Below are 22,511 nucleotides of genomic sequence, written 5' to 3' on the forward strand. Positions count from 1 at the left end.
TACGCAGCACGCCGAAGGCGCAGCAGCTTCCGGGCGTTTTTGTGTCGGTCTTGCAACACACCGGCTGCGATGGGTCAGGCGAGGCCCGCCTCCCGCATCTGGCGCAGCTCCTTCTTCAACTCGCCCACCTCGTCGCGCAGTCGGGCGGCCACCTCGAATTGCAGGTCCGCGGCGGCTGCCCGCATCCGGTCGGTCATCTCCTCGATGATCCCGGCGAGCTCGGTGGCGGGCCGGTCCGTGGCCACCGCGCCGGCCTTCTTGGCTCCGGCAGCCTTGCCCGCCTTGCCCGCCATGCCGCTGAGCGCGGGAACGGGCGCCTTGACGGCCTTCCCCTGGCGGTAGCCGGTGCCGAGCAGCTCCTCGGTGTCCATCTCTTCGCGGGCGATCGTCGCGACGATGTCGTTGATCTTCTTGCGCAGCGGCTGCGGATCGATCCCGCGCTCGGTGTTGTACGCGATCTGCTTCTCCCGGCGCCGGTTGGTCTCGTCGATGGCCTTCTCCATCGCCGGGGTGATCTTGTCCGCGTACATATGGACCTGGCCGGACACATTGCGGGCCGCGCGGCCGATGGTCTGGATGAGGGACGTCCCGGAGCGCAGGAAACCCTCCTTGTCGGCGTCGAGGATGGCCACCAGGGACACCTCGGGCAGGTCGAGACCCTCGCGGAGGAGGTTGATGCCGACCAGGACGTCGTATTCCCCGGACCGCAGTTCGCGGAGCAGCTCGACGCGGCGGAGCGTGTCGACGTCGCTGTGGAGATAACGGACCTGGATGCCCAGCTCCAGGAAGTAGTCCGTGAGGTCCTCGGCCATCTTCTTGGTGAGAGTGGTGACCAGGACCCGCTCGTCCTTCTCGGTGCGCTTGCGGATCTCGTGCACCAAGTCGTCGATCTGGCCCTCGGTGGGCTTGACAACGACCTCCGGGTCGACGAGGCCGGTGGGGCGGATGATCTGCTCCACGAACCCGTCGCCGCGGGACAGCTCGTACTTGCCCGGGGTGGCGGAGAGATAGACGGTCTGACCGATCCGCTCCGTGAACTCCTCCCACCTCAGGGGGCGGTTGTCGAGGGCGGACGGCAGCCGGAAGCCGTGGTCGACGAGGCTGCGCTTGCGGGAGGCGTCGCCCTCGTACATCGCGCCGATCTGCGGCACGGTGACATGCGATTCGTCGATGACGAGCAGGAAGTCCTCGGGGAAGTAGTCGAGGAGGGTGTTGGGCGCGGTGCCGGGCTCGCGGCCGTCCATGTGCATCGAGTAGTTCTCGATGCCGGAGCAGGTGCCGATCTGGCGCATCATCTCGATGTCGTACGTGGTACGCATCCGCAGCCGCTGGGCCTCCAGCAGCTTGCCCTGCTTCTCCAGCTCGTCGAGGCGCTCCTGCAGCTCCTGCTCGATGCCGTTGACCGCCTTCTCCATTCGCTCCGGGCCTGCCACATAGTGGCTGGCGGGGAAGACGTAGAGCTCGTGGTCCTCGCTGATCACCTCGCCGGTGAGCGGATGGAGGGTGGAGAGCGCCTCGATCTCGTCGCCGAACATCTCGATACGGACGGCGAGCTCCTCGTAGACCGGGAAGATCTCGATGGTGTCGCCGCGCACCCGGAAGGTGCCACGGGTGAACGCGACGTCGTTGCGCGTGTACTGGATCTCGACGAAGCGACGCAGCAGCTGGTCGCGGTCGATCTCCTCCCCCACCGTGAGCGGGACCATGCGGTCCACGTACTCCTGCGGCGTACCGAGGCCGTAGATGCAGGAGACCGAGGCGACCACGACGACGTCGCGGCGGGTGAGCAGCGAGTTCGTCGCGGAGTGGCGCAGTCGCTCGACCTCGTCGTTGATCGACGAGTCCTTCTCGATGTAGGTGTCCGACTGCGGGATGTACGCCTCGGGCTGGTAGTAGTCGTAGTACGAGACGAAGTACTCGACGGCGTTGTTGGGGAGCAGCTCGCGGAACTCGTTCGCCAGCTGGGCGGCGAGGGTCTTGTTCGGCGCCATCACCAGGGTGGGGCGCTGCAGCTTCTCGATCATCCAGGCGGTGGTCGCCGACTTACCGGTGCCGGTCGCGCCGAGCAGCACGACATCCTTCTCACCTGCCCGGATACGCCGCTCCAGGTCGGCGATGGCAGCGGGCTGGTCACCGCTGGGCTGGTAGGGACTGACGACCTCGAAAGGCGCCACCGAACGTTCGATCTTCGAAACGGGCCGCATGCAACCACGGTACGACCCCCCACTGACAACCGGGCTCGGTCACCAGTCCCGGGGCGGCGGGGAATCCCGGTGCTGCGACTGGAACGACGCCGGGTCGGCGTGGGTACCGAAGCGCGGGACCTGGCGCTGGGCGGGGATGCCGGGGGGCCGGCCGGCGCCGACTCCGTTCCGGGGGTCGTCCCAGCCCGGGGAACCCATCACCACCAGGGGATCGAACATGACGACCACCGCGGCAAGCAGGAGGAAGCAGGCCGGACCGATCATCAGCGGGATCAGGGCTGAGATCGGCCCGCTGTCGGTCACGGAATCCGCGGTGGCCGCGGGGTGCAGATGGACGCTGAGCGCGGCCATGCCTGTGTAGTGCATCCCGCTCACGGCCACACCCATCACCACGCCGGCGCCGAGGCTGGGCAGGAAGCCGTGGATGGAGACGGCCGACCACAGTGCGGTCGTGGAGGCGACCACGGCGATGACGACGGAGAGCGAAACGGTGAGCGTGTCGTACTCGAGCGTTCCCTGGAGGCGCATGCCGGCCATGCCGAGGTAGTGCATGGTGGCCACGCCGAGTCCGGTGATGGTGCCGCCGGTGACCAGGGCCATGGAGGTGGCGCCGCGGTAGCCGACGATGAAGATGCCGATACCGACCATGACGATCGCGATGGCCAGGCTGGCGAACGTGATCGGGATGTCGTAGCCGATCGGGGTGTCGTCGACGCTGAAGCCCATCATCGCGATGAAGTGCATCGTCCATATGCCGGATCCGATGGAGGTGGCCCCGAGGGCGAGCCAGCCGGCCTTGAAGGAACGCTCGGTGCGCAACGACCGCGTCGTGCAGCGCAGTCCGAGGGCCGCCCCGAGGCACGCCATGAGGAACGCCGCAATGGGCGTCACCACTCCATAGCTGAAACCGTCGATTGTGCCCTGCATGCTCGTACGCCCTTCGAGGAGGCCCGGGTTCGGGGTGCACCTGAGGCGCACGTCCCGGCAAACAAACAGAAGAGCTGCATTTTAGACCGACCGTCACATGGGGGGTGGGATCAGGAGCAGGGCTGGGTGCGTGCATCTGCACGGCGGAGGATTGAGCCATCGCGGAGCCATGGTGATGGACGACAACGCGGCAGATGTGCGTGCCCGGCCCCACGACGCCGCCCCCCATGTGCCGGTCGGTCCTATCGACCCGGAAACCGGCCCGTGACTCCGCCCTGCCTGCCGCGTTCACGTGATGGCCACCCTTCGCCCGCCCCTCGTCGGGTGGCGGCGGTCACGCTCGGCCCGTCCGTCACTCTGCCGCAAGGAGTACACGTGCACGCACGCACCGCAACCGTCTCCCTCGCCGCCGCCCTGCTGGGCGTCGGCGCGCTGCTGCTTCCCACCCCCCATTCACCGGCCACGGGCACCGGCTCGGCCACGGGAACGGAGGCAGTGACCGGCATCCGGACGGCCGGCGCGCGGGCCATCGGGACACCTGCCGCGGCCCCGGTCGTCTTCGCCCACCGAGGCGCCTCGGCGTACGCGCCGGAGAACACCCTGGCCGCCGTCGACGGGGCCGACCGCCTCGGCTTCGACTGGGTGGAGAACGATGTCCAGCTCACCAGGGACGGTGTGCCGGTCGTCATCCACGACACCGATCTGAAGCGGACCACCGACGTCGAGGACGTCTTCCCGGACCGTGCGCCGTGGGCGGTCAAGGACTTCACGGCCGCGGAGATCGCCCGGCTGGACGCGGGCAGCTGGTTCGGTGCGCGGTACGCCGGGACCCGGGTCCCCACGCTCACGCAGTACCTGGACCGGATCGGGCGCAACCGGCAGAAGCTGCTGCTGGAGATCAAGAGCCCGGAGCTCTATCCGGGCATCGAGAAGGAGACCCTGCGGGTGCTGCGCCGGGCGGGGTGGCTCGAGCGCGATCACGTCAGGAGCCGACTCGTGATCCAGAGCTTCGCCGCGGGCAGTCTGAAGAAGGTCCATCAGCAGCGTCCGGACGTCACCACCGGCTTCCTCGGCACCCCTGCGATCGCCCATCTGACGTCGTACGCGGCGTTCACCGACCAGATCAACCCGTCGTACACATCGATCGGCGCCGCCTACGTCGCCGCTGTGCACGCGCTGAAGGGCGCGCACGGCAAGAAGCTCAGGGTCAACACCTGGACGGTCGACGATGCGGCGACCGCCGCGAAGGTGGACCTCCTCGGCGTGGACGGGATCATCACCAACACCCCTGATGTGGTGCGCGAGGCGACCGGCTGACGACCGGAGGGCGCATCCCGCCCCCCGTTGTCAGTGGCCGGCCGTACGGTGGATTCCATGAACAGCAACGGGGGTGCCGGCCGAGGCGATGCCGGCGGCAGGGTCGAGTGGGCCGTCGTCGGGAGCGACATCGGGCCGCTGCTGCTTGCCGCGACCGACGCGGGGCTGGTGAGCGTGGTCTTCCACGCCGGGCCCGCGGTGCGGGACAGAGCGGTCGGGCAGTTGCGCACCCGTCTCGGGGCGGAGCCGGTGGAGGCGCCTGGTTCCGGGCGCCTCGCCGAGCCGATACGCCAGCTCGCGGAGTACTTCGCCGGGTCGTTGCGGGAGTTCTCGCTCGACCTGGACTGGTCGCTGACCACGGGATTCAACCGTCAGGTGCTCCGCGAGCTGGCGACGGGTGTGCCGTACGGAACAGTCGTCGGGTACGGGGATCTCGCCGAGCGGGCTGGGCAGCCGGGCGCGGCGCAGGCGGTCGGGGCGGCCATGGGGTCCAACCCACTGCCCGTCGTGGTGCCCTGCCATCGGGTGGTGGAGAGCGATGGCGGACTCGGCGGGTTCGGCGGCGGTCTGGAGACCAAGCGGCAGCTGCTCGCGCTGGAAGGGGTTCTGCCGCAGCCGCTGTTCTGAGCCGGTGTGCCCCGACCGGCCCGGAACCCATTTTCGTACCCCCGTGCGGGCTGGCACACTCCGTCAGTGACCAACAACCTCGATGCACCTGACTCCCCCACCGAACCCACCGGACCTGGCAAACCCGGCGAACCCGGCGGGCCTACCGCGGCCGCACCCGTCACCGCAGCAGAGCTGCCCGCTCTTCGGCGCAGGACGTCCGCGGTGCTGATCGCCTCTCAGATCCTCGGCGGCCTCGGTGTGCCCATCGGTATCGCCCTGGCCCCCGTGCTGGCAACACAAGTCAGCGGCTCCGAGGCACTGTCCGGTCTCGCGCCGACCGCGTCGGTGACCGGCACGGCGCTGCTGTCGTTGCCGCTGGCCGCGCTGATGACCTCGCGGGGCCGACGCCCCGGCCTCGTTCTCGCATATCTGATCGGTGCGCTGGGCGCGGGGCTGGTGGTCGCGGCCTCCGTCGTGGGCAGCTTCCCGTTGCTGCTGCTCGGCATGGCCGCGTTCGGTGCGGGTTCGTCGGCCAATCTGCAAGCGCGGTTCGCCGCCGCCGACCTGGCCGAGCCGGACCGTCGCGGCCGGGCGATCTCCACCGTCATCTGGGCCACCACGATCGGTTCGGTCCTCGGCCCCAACATCGCGGCTCCGGCGGGCCGGGTCTTCCGGTCCACGTCCATACCCGAGACGGCCGGGCCGTTCCTCTGGGCTGCCGGGATCTTCCTGCTCGCCGCAGTGATGGTCGCGGTGCTGCTGCGGCCCGATCCGCTGCTCACCGCGCGTGCGCTGACCCCGCAGGACAGCCGGTCCGAGGGCGGCCGTTCGCTGCGGGCGGGCATCGCGGCGGTGCGGGCCTCGCCGATGGCCCGGCTGGCGCTGGTGACGGTGGCCGGAACGCACACCACGATGGTGTCGATCATGGTGATGACCCCGGTCGATCTGGGCCACCACGGCGCGGACCTGCAGCTGATCGGCCTGGTCATCAGCGGCCACATCGCAGGCATGTACGCGTTCTCACCGGTGATGGGCTGGCTCTCCGACCGCTTCGGACGGCTCGCCGTGATCGGCCTGGCCGTCGGGCTGCTGTCCTGCGCCGCGCTGCTGGCCGGCACCGCCGGTCCCAGTCATGGCCAGACAGCCGCCGGTCTGTTCGTGCTCGGGCTCGGCTGGTCGGCGGGCCTGGTGGCCGGTTCGGCGCTCCTCACCGACTCCGTGCCGCAGCCCGCCCGCGCCGCCGTGCAGGGTCTGTCGGACCTGACCATGAACACGGCGGCGGGCATCGGCGGTGTGGTCGCCGGAGTGATCGTCTCCCAGGCGGGTTACGGCTGGCTGAACGCGGCCGGCGCCTGCCTGTTGCTGCCGATGGCGGCACTGGCGCTGCGCCGGGCGCTGTCCCGGCCCGCCACCACCTGACCGGGCCGGGGGGACCGGAACGTGACCGGACCGCGCGAACCGGGAGCGGCACCGGACCGCAGGCGCCCGCCGGACAGGCTCCGGGTACTCAGAGGCTGATGTGGTACGCCTTGCGCAGCGTCTCGTGCACGGTCCACGTCGTACGGTCGCCCTCGCGCAGGACGCAGGCGTCACCCGGGCCGATCTCCAGCGTCTCGCCGTCCTCGACCACGACGGTCGCGCGCCCGCTGACGACCACGAACAGCTCGTTGGCCTCGGTGTCGGTGACCACGCCGGGCGTGATCTGCCAGATGCCCCGCAGCTGCTTGCCGTCCGGCGACTCCCAGAGCACCTTGCCGGTCACCACGGGCTCGCCGGAGACGATCTGAGCAGGGTCGAGCGGTTCCGGTTCGAGGTCGGCGTCCGGGATGTGCACAACGAAGGAAGCGGGAACTTGATCAATTGTGGTCATGGTCGGTCACCCTAGCGACCGAGTCGGGACGTCGTGCCACCAGGACCGGCTGGAAGAAGCCAGTGCCGCGACCGGCAAGGTTTGCCCGTCAAGGAGCGGCGGCCGTGCGTGTGATCGCAAGGCGGCCGCAAGTCCTTGGATGGGGCCTCCCCTGCTCGAACGAAAGCTGAGAGCTTGGGGAAGGAGCCACCTGGGCTTTTGGCCAACGCCGCGAGCGCGCGTGCCGGGCGTCGCGACGGGGCAAACCTTGCCGGTCGCGGCACTGGGCCCGTCGTTCTCGTGCGGGTGCGCCGTCTGGTTGCCGCGGTGGTGTCGACATGGCGCTCGTGGCGCGGACGACGGCGTCGAGCAACGCGTCGCGGAAGGCAAGAGCCCACAGTCGGCGGCTGTTCGGCTCCCGGGACACGTTTGAGGTCGGACCGTCCGCGACAGGGATGTGGACATGTCATCGAACGCGCCGCAGCGCGCCCACCCGTACGCACCGGCCCTCTCCACCGAGGTTCGGGAAGCTCTCGCCGCGCACCGCCCCGTCGTGGCACTGGAGTCGACGATCATCGCGCACGGTCTGCCGCGACCCCGGAATCAACGGGTCGCGGAAGAGCTGGAAGAGCTCGTACGGTCCGCGGGGGCCGTCCCCGCGACCATCGCCGTGCTGGACGGCAGGGCCCATGTCGGCCTGGACAAGTCCGAGTTGGAGCGGGTCGCCGAAGATCCGACGATGCGAAAGCTCGGGCACCGGGACCTCGCTCCGGCACTGGCGGCGGGAGCGAGCGGGGCGACGACCGTGTCCGCGACCGCGTTCCTCGCGGCTCGTGCGGGGCTGCGCGTCTTCGCGACGGGCGGCCTCGGCGGTGTGCACCGGGGGTGGACCGAGACCCAGGACGAGTCCGCGGATCTCCGGCTGCTCGCACGGACCGACATCACCGTGGTGTGCGCGGGCGTGAAGTCGATCCTGGACGTCCCCGCGACGCTGCAGCGCCTGGAGACACTCGGGGTCGGAGTGCTCGGCTACCGCACGGAGCACTTCCCCGGCTTCTATCTCAGCAGTTCGGGGGAGCCGGTGGACTGGACGGTGCGCACGCCCGAGGAGGTCGCGGAAGTGATGCGGGCCGGGGACACGCTCGGCGGTCCCCCCGCAGCGCTGATCGTCGCCAACCCCGTACCGCAGAAGGACCAGCTGGATCCCGCGCTGCACGACCGCGTACTGGCGGAGGCGCTGAACGCGTGCCGGGAGCGCGGCATCGCGGGCCAGGCCGTCACACCCTTCCTGCTCGACCATCTGATGCGGCAGACCGAAGGGGCGTCGCTGGAGGCCAACGTCGCGGCGGTGCGCGGCAACGTATCGCTTGCGGCGCGGATCGCCGTCGCCTGGGCCACGATCCACGAGGGACCGCTGGAGCGGGACCCGGCAGGATCCCAGTGACCGGTGGCGGCCTTCTCGTCGTCGGGGACGTGGTCACGGACGTGGTGGCCCGGCATGTCTCGCCACTCGTCCACGGCACGGACACGGCGGCCCGGATCAGCACGCTGCCGGGCGGGTCCGGCGCCAATGCCGCCTGCTGGGCGGCGCGTTCGGGCTGCCGGGACGTGCGACTGGTGGCGCGGGTGGGCGCGGACTCCGCGGCCTGGCACGAGGATGTGCTGCGGCGGGCGGGGGTACGTCCTCTGCTGGTGGTGGACGACGGGGCGCCGACCGCCACCGTCGTCGCACTCGTCGACTCCGCGGCCGAACGCACCTTCCTCACCGACAGCGGCGCCGTGCTGCGCCTCTCCCCCGCCGACTGGTTGCCGTCCCTCCTCGACGGCATCGCGCATCTGCATCTCTCCGGCTATCTCCTCTTCGCCGCGACGAGCCGCGCGACGGCCCTGCTCGCCCTGCGGGAGGCCCGACGGCGGCACATCCCCGCGAGCGTGGATCCAGCCTCCGCGGGCTTCCTCGCCGAACTCGGCGCCGACACGTTCCTGACGGCCGTGGAGGGAGCGGAGCTGCTGCTGCCGAACGCGGACGAGGCCCGGCTGCTCACCGGGCTCCCCGAACCGGCTGACGCCGCCGCCAAGCTGAGCCTGATGTTCCCTCAGGTCGTCGTCACCCTGGGTGAGGAGGGCGCCCTGCTCGCCGCCGGAGGGACGGTGACCGGACACGTTCCGGCCGTTCCGGTGCGCGCAGCGGTGGACTCCACCGGGGCGGGCGACGCGTTCACCGGAGGGTTCCTCGCGGCGCGGCTGGCGGGGGCGGACGAGGCCACGGCCGCGGCGGCAGGCTGCCGGTCGGGGGCCGAGGCGGTCGCAACGGTCGGCGGCCGGCCCGGCGGCTGATCTACCGGCCCCTGGGCAACCCGGTCCAGGCGGGGTGGAGCGGATCGTCGGCCCGGACGACCGCGTCCGCACGCCCGGCGGGCTCCACCTCCTCCTCGTACCGCGCGAAAGCGGGCAGAGTCCACCGCTCGCTCTCCTCGGTGCGCCGCCGCAGCGCACCCGGCGAGAGCCGCAGATGGAGACTCAGGTCGAACGGGAACCAGTGCCCGAGCAGCAAGGGCCCATGCATCACCAGCACGCCGCCCTCAGGAAGGTGTCGATACGGGCTGCGGGTGGCCCGGTCCGTCACCGGGTCCCACAGATCGGGCAGCACCCGCCCGCTGCCGCCCCGCTCCAGCGGCCCGAAGACCTCACGCCAGAGGGCTCCCGTGTCGAACCAGCTGTCGACGTACGAGTCGGGGTCCCGCTTGCCGTACTCGTAGCGCAGGCTCGCAGGGCGCAGAAACCCCTCGGTGGACACGACGAGCACGGCACGGCCGCGGATCCTCAGCTCCTGCGCGACACGCTCGGCCGGCTCCTCGGTGCGGGCGGCTGGAGCGCCGTCGATGCCGACCTTGAGCCACGGCCCGCCGTCGGACGGCTTCAGCCCGTCGGCGTACGCGGCAACGGTTTCGGCCAGCCGTTCCCAGGTGATCGCTTCGAATCGCACCCGACCATCATCGCCCCGGCGTCGGCGCGCCGGCGTCGGCCGTCCCGCCGGCGGATTGCCTCGTCATGGCCGCGCGGGGGCGGCATGCCTTCCCCCTGGTCCGGAGCGGGAGCCGGGGCGCCATGCGCCGAGCGCCTGCGCCAAGTGCTGCGCGAGGGCCGCACGGCGCGCCGGGAGGAGACCGCCCGTGCTCGCCCTGTCCTACGCCTTCGGCCCCTCTCCGTCCATGGCCCTTCACCCCTGCCCCCGTGTGGGGAGACGCTCGCCGGGTCGGCGTCGTCGGCGGGCGAGCGTCACACGCTACGTCACTTCTGCGCGCCGCAGTCCACCGCTTCCGCGTCGTCGGAGAGTGCGCTTCCCTCGGGCAGCAGATAGGTCACCCAGAGCACGACCGGCTCGGTGCCCAGATTCCGTCCGATGTGGCGGTGCTTGGCCCCGGACGGTTCGATGAACGAGGTACCCGCAGGCGTCACCTCGACCGAGCAGTCGTCCAGTGTGCGCGTCAGCGTCCCCGACTTGACGACGGCGATCAGCTGGCCGCTGTGGGTGTGCCAGCCGGTGGAGCCGCCCGGCTCCAGGGTGATCGTCCGGAAGGTCACATCCGTACGGCCGTTCGGCGTCTTCACCTTCAGCTTGCCGACCGATGTGCCCTTCGCGACGATCGTGCCGCTCACCCCGCCGCCGGGGGTGGCGAGTGCCGCCGACGGCACGAAGCCGAGCGCCGCCACACAGCCGCCGATGACCAGGGTCTTACCCACTCGCCCATGCGGCCCTGGCCGTCCTTGCCATTCCAGCTGTTCCTGCAGCCCCTGCCGCCTGCCGATCCTCACCCGAATTCCCTCCGCCGCGGCGCCCTGGACATCCCAAATAACCCGACGCTACCCGGGAGTTGATCCTCGGAATCACTAGGACACAGAGGTCTTCGAGAAGGCCGCCACGAAGGTGCTCACCTAGGGCGTGTTTCGAAAGTCCCGCCTGCCGGGCGGACAACGCTACTTTCGAAACACGCCCCAGTGCCGCGACCGGCAAGCTTTGCCCCGTCGCGCAGCTCAGCGGCCAGCGCCCCCTCGCCCACGACCTCGACCCGCCCGTCCTTCACGGCCTCGACGAGGGTGAATTCGCCTCGTCCGAGCGCGAGACAGACCTCGTCGTCGAGCACGAGCCGGACGTCCGCGTGAGCGGCCGGCCCGTCCCCGTACACCCCCGTACCATCGACCGGTCCGCTCGATCCATTCACGTGCACGTGGAACTCCCCCTCATCGAGGCGGACTTCGACGACTCCCACGTGAGTCAGCCCGTCCAGCGCGCGCAGCAGCGGCAGCGCGAACCAGTGCGCCCGCACCGCATCCGTCGGCCGCCGCTCGCCGATCGCCGGCGCGCCCCACTCGGCGAGCGCGGCGAGGACCGGCAGCAACCCGTGGCCGCGCTCGGTCAGTTCGTACACCGACGCGGCGGCGGGCGGCGGCAGCCTGCGGCGGGTGGCCAGGCCGCCCTGCTCCATGTCCTTGAGCCGGGACGCGAGGACGTCCGTACTGACGCCGGGAAGGTCGGCGTGCAGATCGGTGTAGCGGCGTGGCCCCGCCAGCAGTTCACGGACGATCAGCAGGGTCCAGCGGTCCCCCACGGAGTCGAGGGCCCGCGCGGTGGCGCAGAACTGGTCGTAACTTCGGCGGCGCGCGGGGCGTGCGGATGGCTGCTGCTGACGTGGCATGCGACGCAGTCTAGACATGTTGTTGGACTTTCCAAGCCCAAGCTTGGTAAAACCAAGTATCGCAATCGGGTCGGGGAGGCACCGCATGGAATTCCGGCAGTCCAGCAAGCTCAACGAGGTCTGCTACGAGATCCGTGGCCCGGTCATCGAGCACGCCAACGCCCTGGAGGAGGCGGGCCACAGCGTGCTCCGCCTCAACACGGGCAACCCCGCGCTCTTCGGATTCGAGGCGCCGGAGGACATCGTCCAGGACATGATCCGGATGCTCCCGCAGGCCCACGGCTACAGCGACTCGCGCGGCATCCTCTCCGCCCGCCGCGCGGTGGCGCAGCGCTACCAGGCGATGGGGCTGACGGATGTCGGCGTGGACGACATCTTCCTCGGCAACGGGGTGTCCGAGCTGATCTCCATGTCCGTACAGGCGCTGCTGGAGGACGGCGACGAGGTGCTCATCCCGTCGCCCGACTATCCGCTGTGGACCGCGGTGGTCACCCTCGCGGGCGGCAAGGCCGTGCACTACACCTGCGACGAGGCGTCGGACTGGAATCCGGACCTCGCCGACATGGCGTCGAAGATCACCGACCGCACCAAGGCCGTCGTGATCATCAACCCGAACAACCCGACCGGCGCCGTCTATCCGCGCGAGATCCTGGACGGCATCCTCGACCTGGCGCGCAGGCACGGTCTGCTGGTCCTCGCGGATGAGATCTACGACCAGATCCTCTACGACGACGCCGAGCACCACAGCGTGGCCGTCCTCGCCCCCGACCTGGTCTGTCTCACCTTCAGCGGTCTGTCCAAGACGTACCGGGTGGCGGGGTTCCGCTCCGGCTGGATGGTGGTGTCCGGACCGCAGCAGCACGCCCGCAACTATCTGGAGGGCCTGACGATGCTCGCCTCCATGCGGCTGTGCCCGAACGCCCCCGCGCAGTACGCCATCCAGGCCGCGCTCGGCGGCCGGCAGTCCATCCGGGAACTGGTGGCCCCGGGCGGCAGGCTGTACGAGCAGCGCAACCGGGCCTGGGAGAAGCTCAACGAGATCCCCGGAGTGTCGTGCGTGAAGCCGAAAGGCGCGCTGTACGCGTTCCCGCGCATCGACCCGAAGGTGCATGCGATCGTCGACGACGAGAAGTTCGTCCTCGATCTGCTGCTGCGGGAGAAGATCCAGGTGGTTCAGGGCACGGGCTTCAACTGGCCGCGGCCCGACCACTTCCGGATCCTGACCCTCCCGTATGCCGACGATCTCGACGCGGCGATCAGCCGCATCGGCCGCTTCCTGAACGGATACCGCCAGTGACCTGCCCCGCCTGCCGGTTCGCCGTCCATACGCAGTTCGCCTCGCCCGAACTCGTGGGACCGATCGTCGAGGGCGGACTCGATCCGGCCGCCGACCCGGGCTGGGCGGACTCGGGGGCGGAATCGCCCACCGAGTACGCGCGCTGGGCAGGTCACCTGTGCGGTGTGACCTGTCTGCGCATGGCGCTCGGTGCCGACGCCCCGCCGCTGTTCGCCCTGCGTGACGGAGCGCTCGAGTACGGCGCGTACACGGAGGATGCCGAGGGGACGATCCGGGGCCTGGTCTACGCGCCCTTCGCACAGTACGTGCGGGACGTGCACGGCCTCGATGCCACCGTCCACCGCCACTTGTCGACGGACGAGATCGTGGCCCTGCTGGACAAGGGGCGGACCGTGATGGCGTCAGTGCACTACGCGATCCGGTATCCGGAGCAGCCCGCGCCGGGGCGGGGCGGACATCTGGTGCTGCTGACGTCTCGCACGCCGGACGGCAGGAGAGTCCATTTCCAGAACCCGTCGGGCACGACGGCCACGACGCGGGCCGCGGAGCTTCCGCTGCCCGACTTCGAGCGGTTCTTCGCGGGGCGCGGGGTATCGCTCGCCAACGGCGCGCGACGGGGGCCACGGACGGGAGCGGGCCCGGGGGCGTAGCCGGCCAATGCGGTCGCTTCTGAGCTGCGGATGACGCTGCCAAGCCGGGGGAAGAACACGGAATTCAGCCGGGCAGTGCCGCGGTGAGGTCGACCTCGATCAGCTGTCCCCACCGAGCCGCGCGACGCCGAGCAGGGTGCTCGCGGTGGTGAACGCGGGCCCGATGCCTGAGCCGGTGAGCCGGCGCCAGGCGGCTCCAAGGTCCGTGCCGTCGTCGCTGACCACGTAGATGACCGACCGGACGACCCGGGAGGGCTCGGCACCCACGGCCGCCAGGGCGACGAGCGCATTGGCCGCCACCTGATCGATCTGGGCGTCGAGGTCGCCCGGTCCCACCAGTGCGCCGGAACGGTCGAGCGGGCACTGCCCGGCCAGGTACGCGGTCCGGCCCGCCTCCACCACAGTGATGTGGTGATAGCCGGGCGTGGCGTGCAGCTTGTCCGGATTGATCCGGCTGATCTCCGCAGTCATGCGGATGAGTCCGACAGCCCGGGCCACGGGGCGCACCGGGATTTCGGCGGGCCCGCAGGCCGATCCGTACGGGTGGTTTCCGACGGATGCCCATGTCCTGCCGCCGTCCGGTGGGGACCGCTTGTCACAGTGAGCCGCGCGCATCCGCGTCGCAGGCCCACGCAGACTCCCCCACAGACTCCGCCCTCACCGGCTCCGAACGGAGGTCACCGCCGTGCCTCGCTTCCCTCACTTCACCAGCACGAAGGATCTCACCGACCCGAAGCAGCACACCGCACTCACCGCGGCCGCCGCGGCCCTGGCCGTACTGGCCGTGGGCACGCCCGTCGCGTACGCCACCCTCGGCAACGATGCCCCCTCCGCCTCGAAGTCGGCGACATCGGCCGGCGCCGCTCGCGGGAAGGCCTACATCGAGACCCGGTTGCTCTTCGGTACCGAACGTCCCGATGGCGGGCCTGATGTGACAGACCGTCAATTTCTTGCGTTCATCGACGAGGAAGTCACGCCACGCTTCCCGAACGGCCTGACCATCCAGGACGGCCGCGGGCAGTGGCGGGATTCCCACGGATCGATCGAACGTGAGCGCCGTTACGAACTGACCCTGCTCTACCCGGCGTCCGAGGCACGCGTGCGCGACGTCCAGATCGAGCGGATCCGGAACGCCTACGAGAAGGCGTACGCCCAGGAATCGGTGGCTCGGATCGAGGAGCGCGCGAACGCCGACTTCTGACCCCGCGCCGCACCCCGCTCATGTGGCCGTACGGGCCCCGCGCCCGTGCGGCCGATTGATCCGGCGCGCCAGCCCGTGCGCTCCCGCGACGGCCACCGGGAAGAACGCCAGCGCCGCAGCCGCCGTACCGACGCCGCCGCTCTCGATACCGGCCGCCTTCAACCGCCGCAGGGCCCACAGCGAGTACGGGATGACAACGGTCGGCGACGTGGCGACCCCCGGTGTGTAGCCGCGGTACGCCACTGCCTGCGCCATGTGCACGACGCCGTGCAGCCCGAATCCGACCAGCACGGTCCGGAAGAACGGGCTGCGACCGCCGGTGCGCGCCCCGTCCGCCGACGCTGCCGCCATGACTCCACCCATGAGGCCGATGGCGACATTGGCGTCCCGCTGCGAGAGCTCCATTCGCGCCCAGACCCGTTCGGGCACTCTCGGGAATCGCTTCTGGAGCCGCGGCCGGGCGGACCGCGCCCAGCCGGCCATGGTGGCCAGCTCCTCCAGATCGTTGGCCACCCAGGCGGCGAGCAGCCCCCAGGTCACCGCCTTGGAAACCTCGGTCTCCGTCATACCAGCCCCCCACCGTCGCAGTACGATGACGACACCATACAACACAACGCAACGTTGCGTTGCTTTTCTCTGGAGTGCCCATGGCCGCCGATCAGACCGTGAACCGCCGCCCGGGCAAGGGCCCTCGTGCCGCCGAAGCGATCTTCGACACCACACTGCGCCATCTCGCGGAACGCGGATACGCCCGTCTCACCATTGAGTCCGTAGCTCAGGACTCCGGGGTCAACAAGACGACGATCTACCGTTGGTGGCCCTCGAAACCGGCGCTGCTGCGGGCGGCCATGCTCCATGCCCGGGTCCTCGACTTCGACATCCCCGATACGGGCAGTCTCCGCGGTGACCTGATCGCCCTCACCGAACAGATCGTCGGCCTGCTCACCGACGAGCGTACGGAACCGGTCGCCCGCGCCATGACCGCGGGCACCGGCCTGCCGGACGACGAACTCGCCGCGCTCACCCGCGACTTCTTCGCCGACCGGTTCTCCCGCGAGCAGCCGGTCTTCGCCCGCGCCGTCGCCCGTGGTGAACTCCCGGAGGACGCCGACCCGATGCTGCTGATGGACCTGATCGCGGGGGCGGTCTGGATGCGGGTGCTGCTCCGCCGCGAACCGGTACCGCCGGACTTCGCCCGCGATGTCGTCGCTGCCGTGCTGCCTCGCTGAGTGCGGTCCCGGCACGGTCCAGTGGTGTGCCGCGGCCGGGTCACCGGGACCAGTCGCATGCGCGGAACAGGGCTGTCTTCGTCTCTGCCTGCGCAGCTGACAGACAGCCAGGGAGTTCTGGCTGAGCCGGTGTCAGCGGCCGAGCAGCGCCATGAGTGCGCCCACCGGGTCGGAGTCCGGCATCGCGCGAGGCCACCAGTCGTCCTTGTCCCGGTCCGATTCGTAGCCGTACCAACGGCCGTCGCGCCCGAAGCGGAGCTGAAGGGTGCCGCCGGGGCGGGTGAGGCGGTTGCGCCAGGGGTGGAAGCGGGGGAAGTCGGTGGCTGCGAGCGCGGGGCGGGCCCGGTCGAAGGGACCGGCCGGGGGGTCCCAGGGAGTTTCCAGGACGTCCAGCCCTTCGGCACCACCCTGGCGCCAGGCGGCGACGGCGCGGGCCAGGTCGGTGGTGGTACGGCCGGTGGCGTAGGCGAGCTCGCGGTAGAGGGCACGGGTGGTGGCGGTGAGCCCGGCGGTGGGGCGGGCGGCGGCCAGCCGGACGGCGTCCTGCCAGGGGGTGAACCCGGCGAGCGGATCGTTTCCGCTGGTGAGGAGCGTGAGCGCGCGGGCCGCCGCGTCAGTGGCGAGGTGGTCGAGGGCGAGCGGGTCGCGGGCGCCGGGCAGTTCGGGGTACGAGGGCGGCTGGCCGGGATGCGCGGGTTCCGGGAGCGGGGAGGGCAGCGGCGGCAGGAATCGGTCGGCGAACGCGTCACGCGCCGGCACGGAAGGGATGGCGGCGGCCGTGGGCCGTTCCCGGGCGGAGTGCGCGGCGTTGCGCCGGCCCAGTTCCTCGACGAGTTCGCGCTCGCCCCGGCCGCGCAGCAGCAGCAGGACGAACGGGTCGGTGTCGAGCAGGCGGGCCATCTGGTAGCAGAGGGCGGCAACGTGCTTGCAGGGCCAGCCGTGGTCGGGGCAGGAGCAGCTCGGGTCGAGGTCGTCCGCGGCGGGCAGCAGTCCGACGCCGGCCTCGGCCGCCGTGTCGACCAGTCCGTGCGGCATCTCCTTGGCAAGCAGCGCAGAGAGATGGCCAGGCCGCTCGGCGACGGCGTCGAGGAAGGTGTCCCAGCAGGTTTCGGTGAGGGTCCGCAGCCGCAGTTCGGTCCGGTACGGGCGGGGGCGGCTGCCCTGGACGTAGGCGACGACGCGGCCGGGAGTCACGGTGATCGCGGCGACATGGCCACTGTCGGCGTACGTACGGCCGCGAGCGAGGCGCCCCTCGTCCATCGACAGGGACTCCAGCGCCGCCACCCAGGACCGGCCCCACCAGCTGTCCGCGAACGGTGCGCCGCCGTCGGACGTGCGGGGCGGCACGGCGTCGAAGGTGCGCCGCAGGTCGTCGGGGCCCGGGCGGGCGCGGACATACGACGCGGGCCGGGACCGGGGGCTCATGACGGCCTCCGGAGCGAGACGAGATCGGCGAGGTCACGATCGCTGAGTTCGGTCAGCGCGGTCTCGCCGGTGCCGAGCACCGCGTCGGCCAGGGCCTGCTTGGCCGCCAGCATCTCGCCGATCCGGTCCTCGACGGTGCCCTCCGCGATCAGCCGGTGCACCTGGACGGGCTGGGTCTGGCCGATGCGGTACGCGCGGTCGGTGGCCTGCTCCTCGACCGCCGGGTTCCACCAGCGGTCGTAGTGGATGACGTGAGCGGCGCGGGTGAGGTTCAGTCCGGTGCCCGCCGCCTTGAGGGAGAGCAGGAAGACGGGTACCTCGCCGGACTGGAAGCGGTCCACCATCCGTTCCCGTTCGGCCACCGGCGTACCGCCGTGCAGGAGCTGGGACGGGACGGCGCGCGAGGCGAGGTGGGCGGAGAGGATCCGGGCCATCGTCACGTATTGGGTGAAGATCAGCACGGAGCCGTCCTCGGCGAGGATCGTGTCGAGGAGTTCGTCCAGCAGAGCAAGCTTGCCGGAGCGACCGATGAGGCGGGTCGGCTCCTCCTTCAGGTACTGCGCGGGATGGTTGCAGATCTGCTTGAGCGAGGCCAGCAGCTTCATGATCAGTCCGCGGCGGGCGATGCCTTCGGAGGCCTCGATGAACGCCATGGTCTCGCGTACCGCCGCCTCGTACAGCGTGGCCTGTTCGCGGGTGAGGAAGACGGGGTGGTCGGTCTCCGTCTTGGGTGGCAGCTCCGGGGCGATGCCTGGATCGGACTTCTTGCGGCGCAGCAGGAACGGCCTGACCAGCCGGGAGAGACGCTCGATTGCTTCCTCGTTACCGAGTCCTGCCGCGGTGCCGGTGTTCTCGACGATCCGGGCGTGCCGGGCACGGAACGCCTTGAGGGGGCCGAGGAGCCCGGGGGTGGTCCAGTCGAGCAGGGCCCAGAGCTCGGAGAGGTTGTTCTCCACGGGGGTGCCGGTGAGGGCGATCCTGGCCGGGGCCGGGATGGTGCGCAGCGCCTTCGCGGTGGACGAGTGCGGATTCTTCACGTGCTGCGCCTCGTCGGCGACGACAAGTCCCCAGCTGTGCTGGGCGAGTTCGGCGGCGCTGGACCGCATCGTTCCGTACGTGGTCAGGACGAAGCCGTCGTCGGGGTCGTCGAGCGTGCGGTCGGTGCCGTGGAAGCGGCGGACGGGAACACCCGGGGCGAAGCGGTTGATCTCCCGGTGCCAGTTGCCCAGGAGGGAGGCGGGGCAGATCACCAGGGTGGGTGCGGGGTGCGCGCGGCGCAGATGCAGGGCGATGACGGTGATGGTCTTGCCCAGTCCCATGTCGTCGGCGAGGCAGCCGCCGAGGCCGAGCGATGTCATCCGGTCGAGCCAGGCCAGCCCGCGCAGTTGGTAGTCGCGGAGCGTGGCGTCCAGCCCGGGCGGCGGCTCGATGGTGGCGTCGTCGGCGAGGATGCGGGTGCGGAGTTCGGCGAGGGCACCGGCGGGCACCGCCTCGACCTGTTCGCCGTCCACCTCCGCGCTGCCGGTCAGCGCGACGGCGAGGGCGTCCACCGGGTCGAGCAGGCCGAGCTCACGCTTGCGTGCCTTGCGTACGAGCGCGGGGTCGACGACGACCCACTGGTCCCGCAGGCGCACCACCGGGCGGTGGGCCTCCGCGAGGATGTCCATCTCCCGCTCGGTGAGCTGCTCGGCGCCAAGCGACAGCTGCCAGTTGAAGGAGAAGAGCTGCTCGGCGTCGAAGAACGAGGTGCCGTCGGTGGCCGAGCCGGGCGCGGGCCGTACGACGGCGGCGGCCGTGAGGGAGCGGACGAGTTCGCGCGGCCAGTGGACGCTCACGCCTGCCGCCGCCAGCCGCGTCCCGGCGTCGCTCAGCAGCTCGTACAGCTCGTCCTCGGTGAGGGCGAGCACGTCGGGGACCGGCTGGTCCAGCAGCCGTTCCAGCGGCGCCCAGACGCGGGCGGCGCGGCGCAGTGCGAGCACGGCGTCGATCCTGGCCCGCGGCCCGAAGGGTTCTCCGCCACCGCCGTCCCACAGTGCGGCGGCGTCGATGACGTATGTCGGGTCGGCCAGGCTGTGCACCTGCGTGACCGCCGCGGCGGCATGCCGCGCGGCGCCGCGGTGGATGTCCGCGGCGTCTTCGGCGGAATCGGCGTCGGGGCCGCCGTACGTGTCGGCGGTGTCGAAGAGTTCGTACGCCGACAGGTCGAGCCGGAGCGACACCCGCACCCCCGCGTCCAGACCGGCAGCGACCTCGGCGGCCCAGTCGCGGGCGCGGGGCAGATGCTGGGCCTCGCGGGCCGCGAAAGGGGCCCCCATCGCGTACGCCGACGCAGGTGTCCGGGGCAGGGTGTCGGCGACCGCGTCGAGGAACGCACCGACCAGCGACTCGGGGTCCGGGAGCTGAAGCGGTGTGCGGCCCGGGAGCGGGACGGCATGCGCCTCGGGCGGCATGGCCGCGGCGATCGCGCGCAGATGGGCGATGTCCTCGGCGTCGCGCGGACCGGCCCGCCAGGCGTCGTGGTCCTCGGCCGTGAGACCGGGGACGAGCCGGCCGCGCGCCACCAGGTTGAGCCCATGGAGTGCGGCCGCTCCCCAGCAGCGGGCGGCCGGATGAGCGGACTGCCGGTGCCGGGCGCGGACCAGCAGGGGCAGGGCGTCGGCGACGGGCAGCAGGACAGCCGGCACCGCACCGACACGGACTTCGCCCTGCTGCCCGCGCCGCACGACGGTGATCTCGGCGCCCTCGGCCGGCCCGGCATCCGGAAGCGGACCGTCGTCCGGGTCCCAGAAAGCGACTCGCCCGTCCCTCGGCAGCGAGGCGGGCAGGAAGACGGCAGCGCACCGCAGGAAGCGAGCCGTGGCCGCGCCCTGCGCGTCCTGTTGCACACGTCCTGCCGAGGTCATCGCACCCCTCCCGTCCCGCGCTCGATCGTCTGATCTCACTGACTCCGCGAGTCTAGGCGGGAGGTCTGACAACCGGTCCTCGGCCGGCATTCGCTCAGGTCAGTGCCTGGCGAGTGGCTTCGGGCGGGCGACCCGCGTGGGCCCGGAGGCCACCGGCGCGGCGGCGGGTGCAGGTGCAGACGGAGGCGGCGGCGCGGCCGCAGGCACCCCGGGCGACATCTGTTGCGGCTGCGGCTCCGGCTGCGGTTGTTGTTGCTGCTGCGGTTGTTGTTGCTGCTGCGGTTGTTGTTGCGGTTGCTGCTGCAGCTGTCCGGGCTGCTGCGCCCGCTCCAGGAAGCGGAGCAGTTCCACCGGGAACGGCAGCACCAGTGTGGAGTTCTTCTCCGCCGCGACCGCGACCACGGTCTGCAGCAGTCGCAGCTGCAGCGCGGCCGGCTGGGCGGACATCTGGCCGGCCGCTTCGGCCAGTTTCTTCGATGCCTGCAGCTCCGCGTCCGCGTTGATGACCCGCGCGCGCCGCTCGCGGTCGGCCTCGGCCTGGCGCGCCATGGAGCGCTTCATCGTCTCCGGCAGCGATACGTCCTTGATCTCCACCCGGTCGATCTGGACGCCCCAGCCCACCGCAGGGCTGTCGATCATGAGCTCCAGTCCCTGGTTCAGCTTCTCCCGGTTGGACAGCAAGTCGTCGAGGTCACTCTTGCCGATGATCGACCGCAGGGATGTCTGCGCCATCTGCGACACCGCGAACCGGTAGTCCTCGACCTCCACGACCGCGCTCGCGGCGTCGACCACCTTGAAGTAGATGACCGCATCCACCCGCACCGTCACGTTGTCCCTCGTGATGCCGTCCTGTGCGGGCACGGGCATCGTCACGATCTGCATATTGACCTTCCGCATGTGCTCGATGCCGGGAAGGATCATGGTGAATCCGGGGCCGCGCACATCGTTGCGCAGCCTGCCGAGCCGCAGCACAACGCCCCGTTCGTACTGCTTCACGATCCGCGCAGCGGCCAACGCGTAGACCACACCCGCGGACGCCGTCGCCGCTATCGCGACCACCAGTTCTTCGACCATGACGGACCCCTGAAAGCCGGAAACGCCTAATTTGCACCCCTATTATCACGTTATGCCCATTAAGTACACGGGGCGAACCTCGGCCCACGCGATGATCACCCGGCAGGCCCTGCACCGGATGCCGGCGCCGCCGGGAGCGGGCAGGGTGACCATCGTCAGCACCTGATGTACGGACGAGCCGGACGAAACAGACGAGGACCCGCCCATGCCCGTGATCGATCAACGACGCCGCCGTCTCGGCATCGCAGCCGGGACCGCGCTGCTGACCCTCACCGTCGCCGGCTGTTCCGGACTCGGTCGTACCGCGGTCGGGCCGGTCACCTACGTCACCGAGCGAAATTCCGTGATCAGGTTGAACAGCCCCTTGGTGAAGGGCTGCCACCGGCTCTTCCCGGGTGCCAAAGCAGTGAGCAACGGGACCCTGATCGACATCATCCTGTACCGGACACAGGACTGCACGGGCCCGGGGACGACGTATCTCGCCACCACGTTCACCGATGTGAACGCAGCGACCTCCCTCCCCTGGCGCAGCTTCAGCACGGTCCACTGACCGCGGTGGCGGCGAGCCGCCGCAGCCCGGCACCGAGGCGCATCCGCGGGACGCCGTTCGGTGCCGGGCTGCGGCGGTGCACGTACGGAGGCCGCTCGCCCTACGCGCGCCTGCGGATGAGCGCGACCAGCCGTGCCGTTCTGTCCCGCTGCTCCCGGGCGATCAGGACGACCAGCCCGATGAGCAGTGCGGGCATGATCGCGTTCACCGGATCGAGCAGCGTCAGCTGGACGATGGAGGCGCCGGCCAGCAGTCCGGCGAAGGCCATCGCCGCGACGCCGGACAGCAGGGGAACCAGCAGGGCGATGGCTCCCGCCATCTCCAGGGCGCCGATGAGGTACATCGCACCATGGCTCCAGCCCATGCGGTCGAAGGACTCGACCGCGGTTTCATGGGCGATCAGCTTGGCGAACGCGCTGAAGGCGAAGAACAGGGCGAGTACAACCCGCGCGACAGTCAGCGCGACCGCACCGCGGCTGCGTGCGGTGTTCTCCGTCGTGGCGTCGGTGGTCGTCGTGTTCGTCGCCGTCGTGGTCTCGGACATCGGGGTCTCCTCGAAGAAGCGTCGCGTGGTGTCGC

General features: G+C 70.8%; 21 protein-coding genes and 1 pseudogene. 10 read left to right on the top strand and 12 right to left on the bottom strand.

Annotated features, from left to right (window positions below; genetic code table 11):
• Positions 1-74: 74 nt before the first annotated feature.
• Both uvrB and AB0N06_RS16070 read right to left on the bottom strand, forming a co-directional pair.
• Positions 75-2,204, bottom strand: coding sequence for an excinuclease ABC subunit UvrB (gene uvrB / locus AB0N06_RS16065; protein ID WP_366135297.1), 2,130 nt, complete (start codon positions 2,202-2,204; stop codon positions 75-77).
• A gap of 39 nt (positions 2,205-2,243) precedes the next feature.
• Positions 2,244-3,131 carry an MHYT domain-containing protein gene (locus AB0N06_RS16070; RefSeq protein WP_366135298.1) on the bottom strand — a complete coding sequence of 296 codons (888 nt, stop codon included), beginning with the start codon at positions 3,129-3,131 and terminating at the stop codon, positions 2,244-2,246.
• 375 nt (positions 3,132-3,506) lie between these two features.
• Here AB0N06_RS16070 and AB0N06_RS16075 point away from each other — a divergent pair, with 375 nt between their 5' ends.
• The 3 genes from AB0N06_RS16075 to AB0N06_RS16085 all read left to right on the top strand — a co-directional run bounded on the left by AB0N06_RS16075 (position 3,507) and on the right by AB0N06_RS16085 (position 6,476).
• Positions 3,507-4,448, top strand: coding sequence for a glycerophosphodiester phosphodiesterase family protein (locus AB0N06_RS16075; protein WP_366135299.1), 942 nt, complete (start codon positions 3,507-3,509; stop codon positions 4,446-4,448).
• Between the two features lie 57 nt (positions 4,449-4,505).
• Positions 4,506-5,075, top strand: a complete 570-nt coding sequence (locus tag AB0N06_RS16080) for a methylated-DNA--[protein]-cysteine S-methyltransferase (RefSeq protein ID WP_366135300.1) — start codon at positions 4,506-4,508, stop codon at positions 5,073-5,075.
• A 174-nt stretch (positions 5,076-5,249) separates the two neighbouring features.
• On the top strand, positions 5,250-6,476 hold the full coding sequence (locus AB0N06_RS16085; RefSeq protein WP_366135336.1) for an MFS transporter: 1,227 nt from the start codon (positions 5,250-5,252) through the stop codon (positions 6,474-6,476).
• Positions 6,477-6,564: 88 nt separating this feature from the next.
• Here the strand turns inward: AB0N06_RS16085 and AB0N06_RS16090 are convergent, their stop codons facing one another.
• On the bottom strand, positions 6,565-6,927 hold the full coding sequence (locus AB0N06_RS16090) for a cupin domain-containing protein (protein WP_358860822.1): 363 nt from the start codon (positions 6,925-6,927) through the stop codon (positions 6,565-6,567).
• 442 nt (positions 6,928-7,369) lie between these two features.
• Between AB0N06_RS16090 and AB0N06_RS16095 the strand changes: the two genes are divergently transcribed.
• Together AB0N06_RS16095 and AB0N06_RS16100 are read left to right on the top strand one after the other, a co-directional pair.
• On the top strand, positions 7,370-8,350 hold the full coding sequence (locus AB0N06_RS16095; protein WP_366135301.1) for a pseudouridine-5'-phosphate glycosidase: 981 nt from the start codon (positions 7,370-7,372) through the stop codon (positions 8,348-8,350).
• Complete coding sequence (locus AB0N06_RS16100; RefSeq protein WP_366135302.1) at positions 8,347-9,243, top strand: PfkB family carbohydrate kinase; 897 nt, start codon at positions 8,347-8,349, stop codon at positions 9,241-9,243. The genes AB0N06_RS16095 and AB0N06_RS16100 overlap by 4 nt, the downstream gene beginning before the upstream one ends.
• Position 9,244: 1 nt before the next feature.
• Here AB0N06_RS16100 and AB0N06_RS16105 read toward each other — a convergent pair whose 3' ends face one another.
• The 3 genes from AB0N06_RS16105 to AB0N06_RS16115 all read right to left on the bottom strand — a co-directional run bounded on the left by AB0N06_RS16105 (position 9,245) and on the right by AB0N06_RS16115 (position 11,603).
• Positions 9,245-9,892 carry a uridine kinase gene (locus AB0N06_RS16105; protein WP_366135303.1) on the bottom strand — a complete coding sequence of 216 codons (648 nt, stop codon included), beginning with the start codon at positions 9,890-9,892 and terminating at the stop codon, positions 9,245-9,247.
• A 305-nt stretch (positions 9,893-10,197) separates the two neighbouring features.
• The gene (locus AB0N06_RS16110) at positions 10,198-10,686 is read right to left on the bottom strand and encodes a cupin domain-containing protein (protein ID WP_366135337.1); all 489 of its coding nucleotides are present in this window, start codon (positions 10,684-10,686) and stop codon (positions 10,198-10,200) included.
• A gap of 152 nt (positions 10,687-10,838) precedes the next feature.
• Positions 10,839-11,603: a winged helix-turn-helix transcriptional regulator gene (locus AB0N06_RS16115; protein ID WP_366135304.1), complete on the bottom strand. Its 765-nt coding sequence runs from the start codon at positions 11,601-11,603 to the stop codon at positions 10,839-10,841.
• A gap of 85 nt (positions 11,604-11,688) precedes the next feature.
• Between AB0N06_RS16115 and AB0N06_RS16120 the strand changes: the two genes are divergently transcribed.
• Both AB0N06_RS16120 and AB0N06_RS16125 read left to right on the top strand, forming a co-directional pair.
• Positions 11,689-12,900, top strand: a complete 1,212-nt coding sequence (locus AB0N06_RS16120) for a pyridoxal phosphate-dependent aminotransferase (RefSeq protein ID WP_366135305.1) — start codon at positions 11,689-11,691, stop codon at positions 12,898-12,900.
• Positions 12,897-13,550, top strand: a complete 654-nt coding sequence (locus AB0N06_RS16125) for a C39 family peptidase (RefSeq protein WP_366135306.1) — start codon at positions 12,897-12,899, stop codon at positions 13,548-13,550. The genes AB0N06_RS16120 and AB0N06_RS16125 overlap by 4 nt, the downstream gene beginning before the upstream one ends.
• Positions 13,551-13,614: 64 nt before the next feature.
• Here AB0N06_RS16125 and AB0N06_RS16130 read toward each other — a convergent pair.
• Positions 13,615-14,021, bottom strand: a pseudogene (locus tag AB0N06_RS16130) (RidA family protein).
• A gap of 214 nt (positions 14,022-14,235) precedes the next feature.
• Between AB0N06_RS16130 and AB0N06_RS16135 the strand changes: the two are divergent.
• The gene (locus tag AB0N06_RS16135; RefSeq protein ID WP_366135307.1) at positions 14,236-14,751 is read left to right on the top strand and encodes a DUF3574 domain-containing protein; all 516 of its coding nucleotides are present in this window, start codon (positions 14,236-14,238) and stop codon (positions 14,749-14,751) included.
• An 18-nt stretch (positions 14,752-14,769) separates the two neighbouring features.
• Here AB0N06_RS16135 and AB0N06_RS16140 read toward each other — a convergent pair whose 3' ends face one another.
• Positions 14,770-15,318 carry an HXXEE domain-containing protein gene (locus AB0N06_RS16140; RefSeq protein WP_366135308.1) on the bottom strand — a complete coding sequence of 183 codons (549 nt, stop codon included), beginning with the start codon at positions 15,316-15,318 and terminating at the stop codon, positions 14,770-14,772.
• Between the two features lie 80 nt (positions 15,319-15,398).
• Here AB0N06_RS16140 and AB0N06_RS16145 point away from each other — a divergent pair, with 80 nt between their 5' ends.
• Positions 15,399-15,980 carry a TetR/AcrR family transcriptional regulator gene (locus tag AB0N06_RS16145; RefSeq protein ID WP_366135309.1) on the top strand — a complete coding sequence of 194 codons (582 nt, stop codon included), beginning with the start codon at positions 15,399-15,401 and terminating at the stop codon, positions 15,978-15,980.
• A gap of 132 nt (positions 15,981-16,112) precedes the next feature.
• On the opposite strand, the gene AB0N06_RS16150 is transcribed toward AB0N06_RS16145, so the two are convergent.
• From AB0N06_RS16150 to AB0N06_RS16160, 3 genes are all read right to left on the bottom strand, one after another.
• On the bottom strand, positions 16,113-17,405 hold the full coding sequence (locus AB0N06_RS16150; protein ID WP_366135310.1) for an SWIM zinc finger family protein: 1,293 nt from the start codon (positions 17,403-17,405) through the stop codon (positions 16,113-16,115).
• Positions 17,402-20,308 (bottom strand): SNF2-related protein, encoded by a 2,907-nt coding sequence (locus AB0N06_RS16155; protein WP_366135311.1) that lies wholly within the window; start codon positions 20,306-20,308, stop codon positions 17,402-17,404. The genes AB0N06_RS16150 and AB0N06_RS16155 overlap by 4 nt, the downstream gene beginning before the upstream one ends.
• 99 nt (positions 20,309-20,407) lie before the next feature.
• Complete coding sequence (locus AB0N06_RS16160; protein ID WP_366135312.1) at positions 20,408-21,382, bottom strand: slipin family protein; 975 nt, start codon at positions 21,380-21,382, stop codon at positions 20,408-20,410.
• A gap of 205 nt (positions 21,383-21,587) precedes the next feature.
• Here AB0N06_RS16160 and AB0N06_RS16165 point away from each other — a divergent pair, with 205 nt between their 5' ends.
• Complete coding sequence (locus AB0N06_RS16165; RefSeq protein ID WP_366135313.1) at positions 21,588-21,932, top strand: hypothetical protein; 345 nt, start codon at positions 21,588-21,590, stop codon at positions 21,930-21,932.
• A gap of 100 nt (positions 21,933-22,032) precedes the next feature.
• On the opposite strand, the gene AB0N06_RS16170 is transcribed toward AB0N06_RS16165, so the two are convergent.
• Positions 22,033-22,476, bottom strand: a complete 444-nt coding sequence (locus AB0N06_RS16170; protein ID WP_366135314.1) for a DoxX family protein — start codon at positions 22,474-22,476, stop codon at positions 22,033-22,035.
• Between the last annotated feature and the right edge of the window lie 35 nt (positions 22,477-22,511).

The organism is Streptomyces sp. NPDC051020 (assembly GCF_040683105.1).
GTDB lineage: Bacteria > Actinomycetota > Actinomycetes > Streptomycetales > Streptomycetaceae > Streptomyces.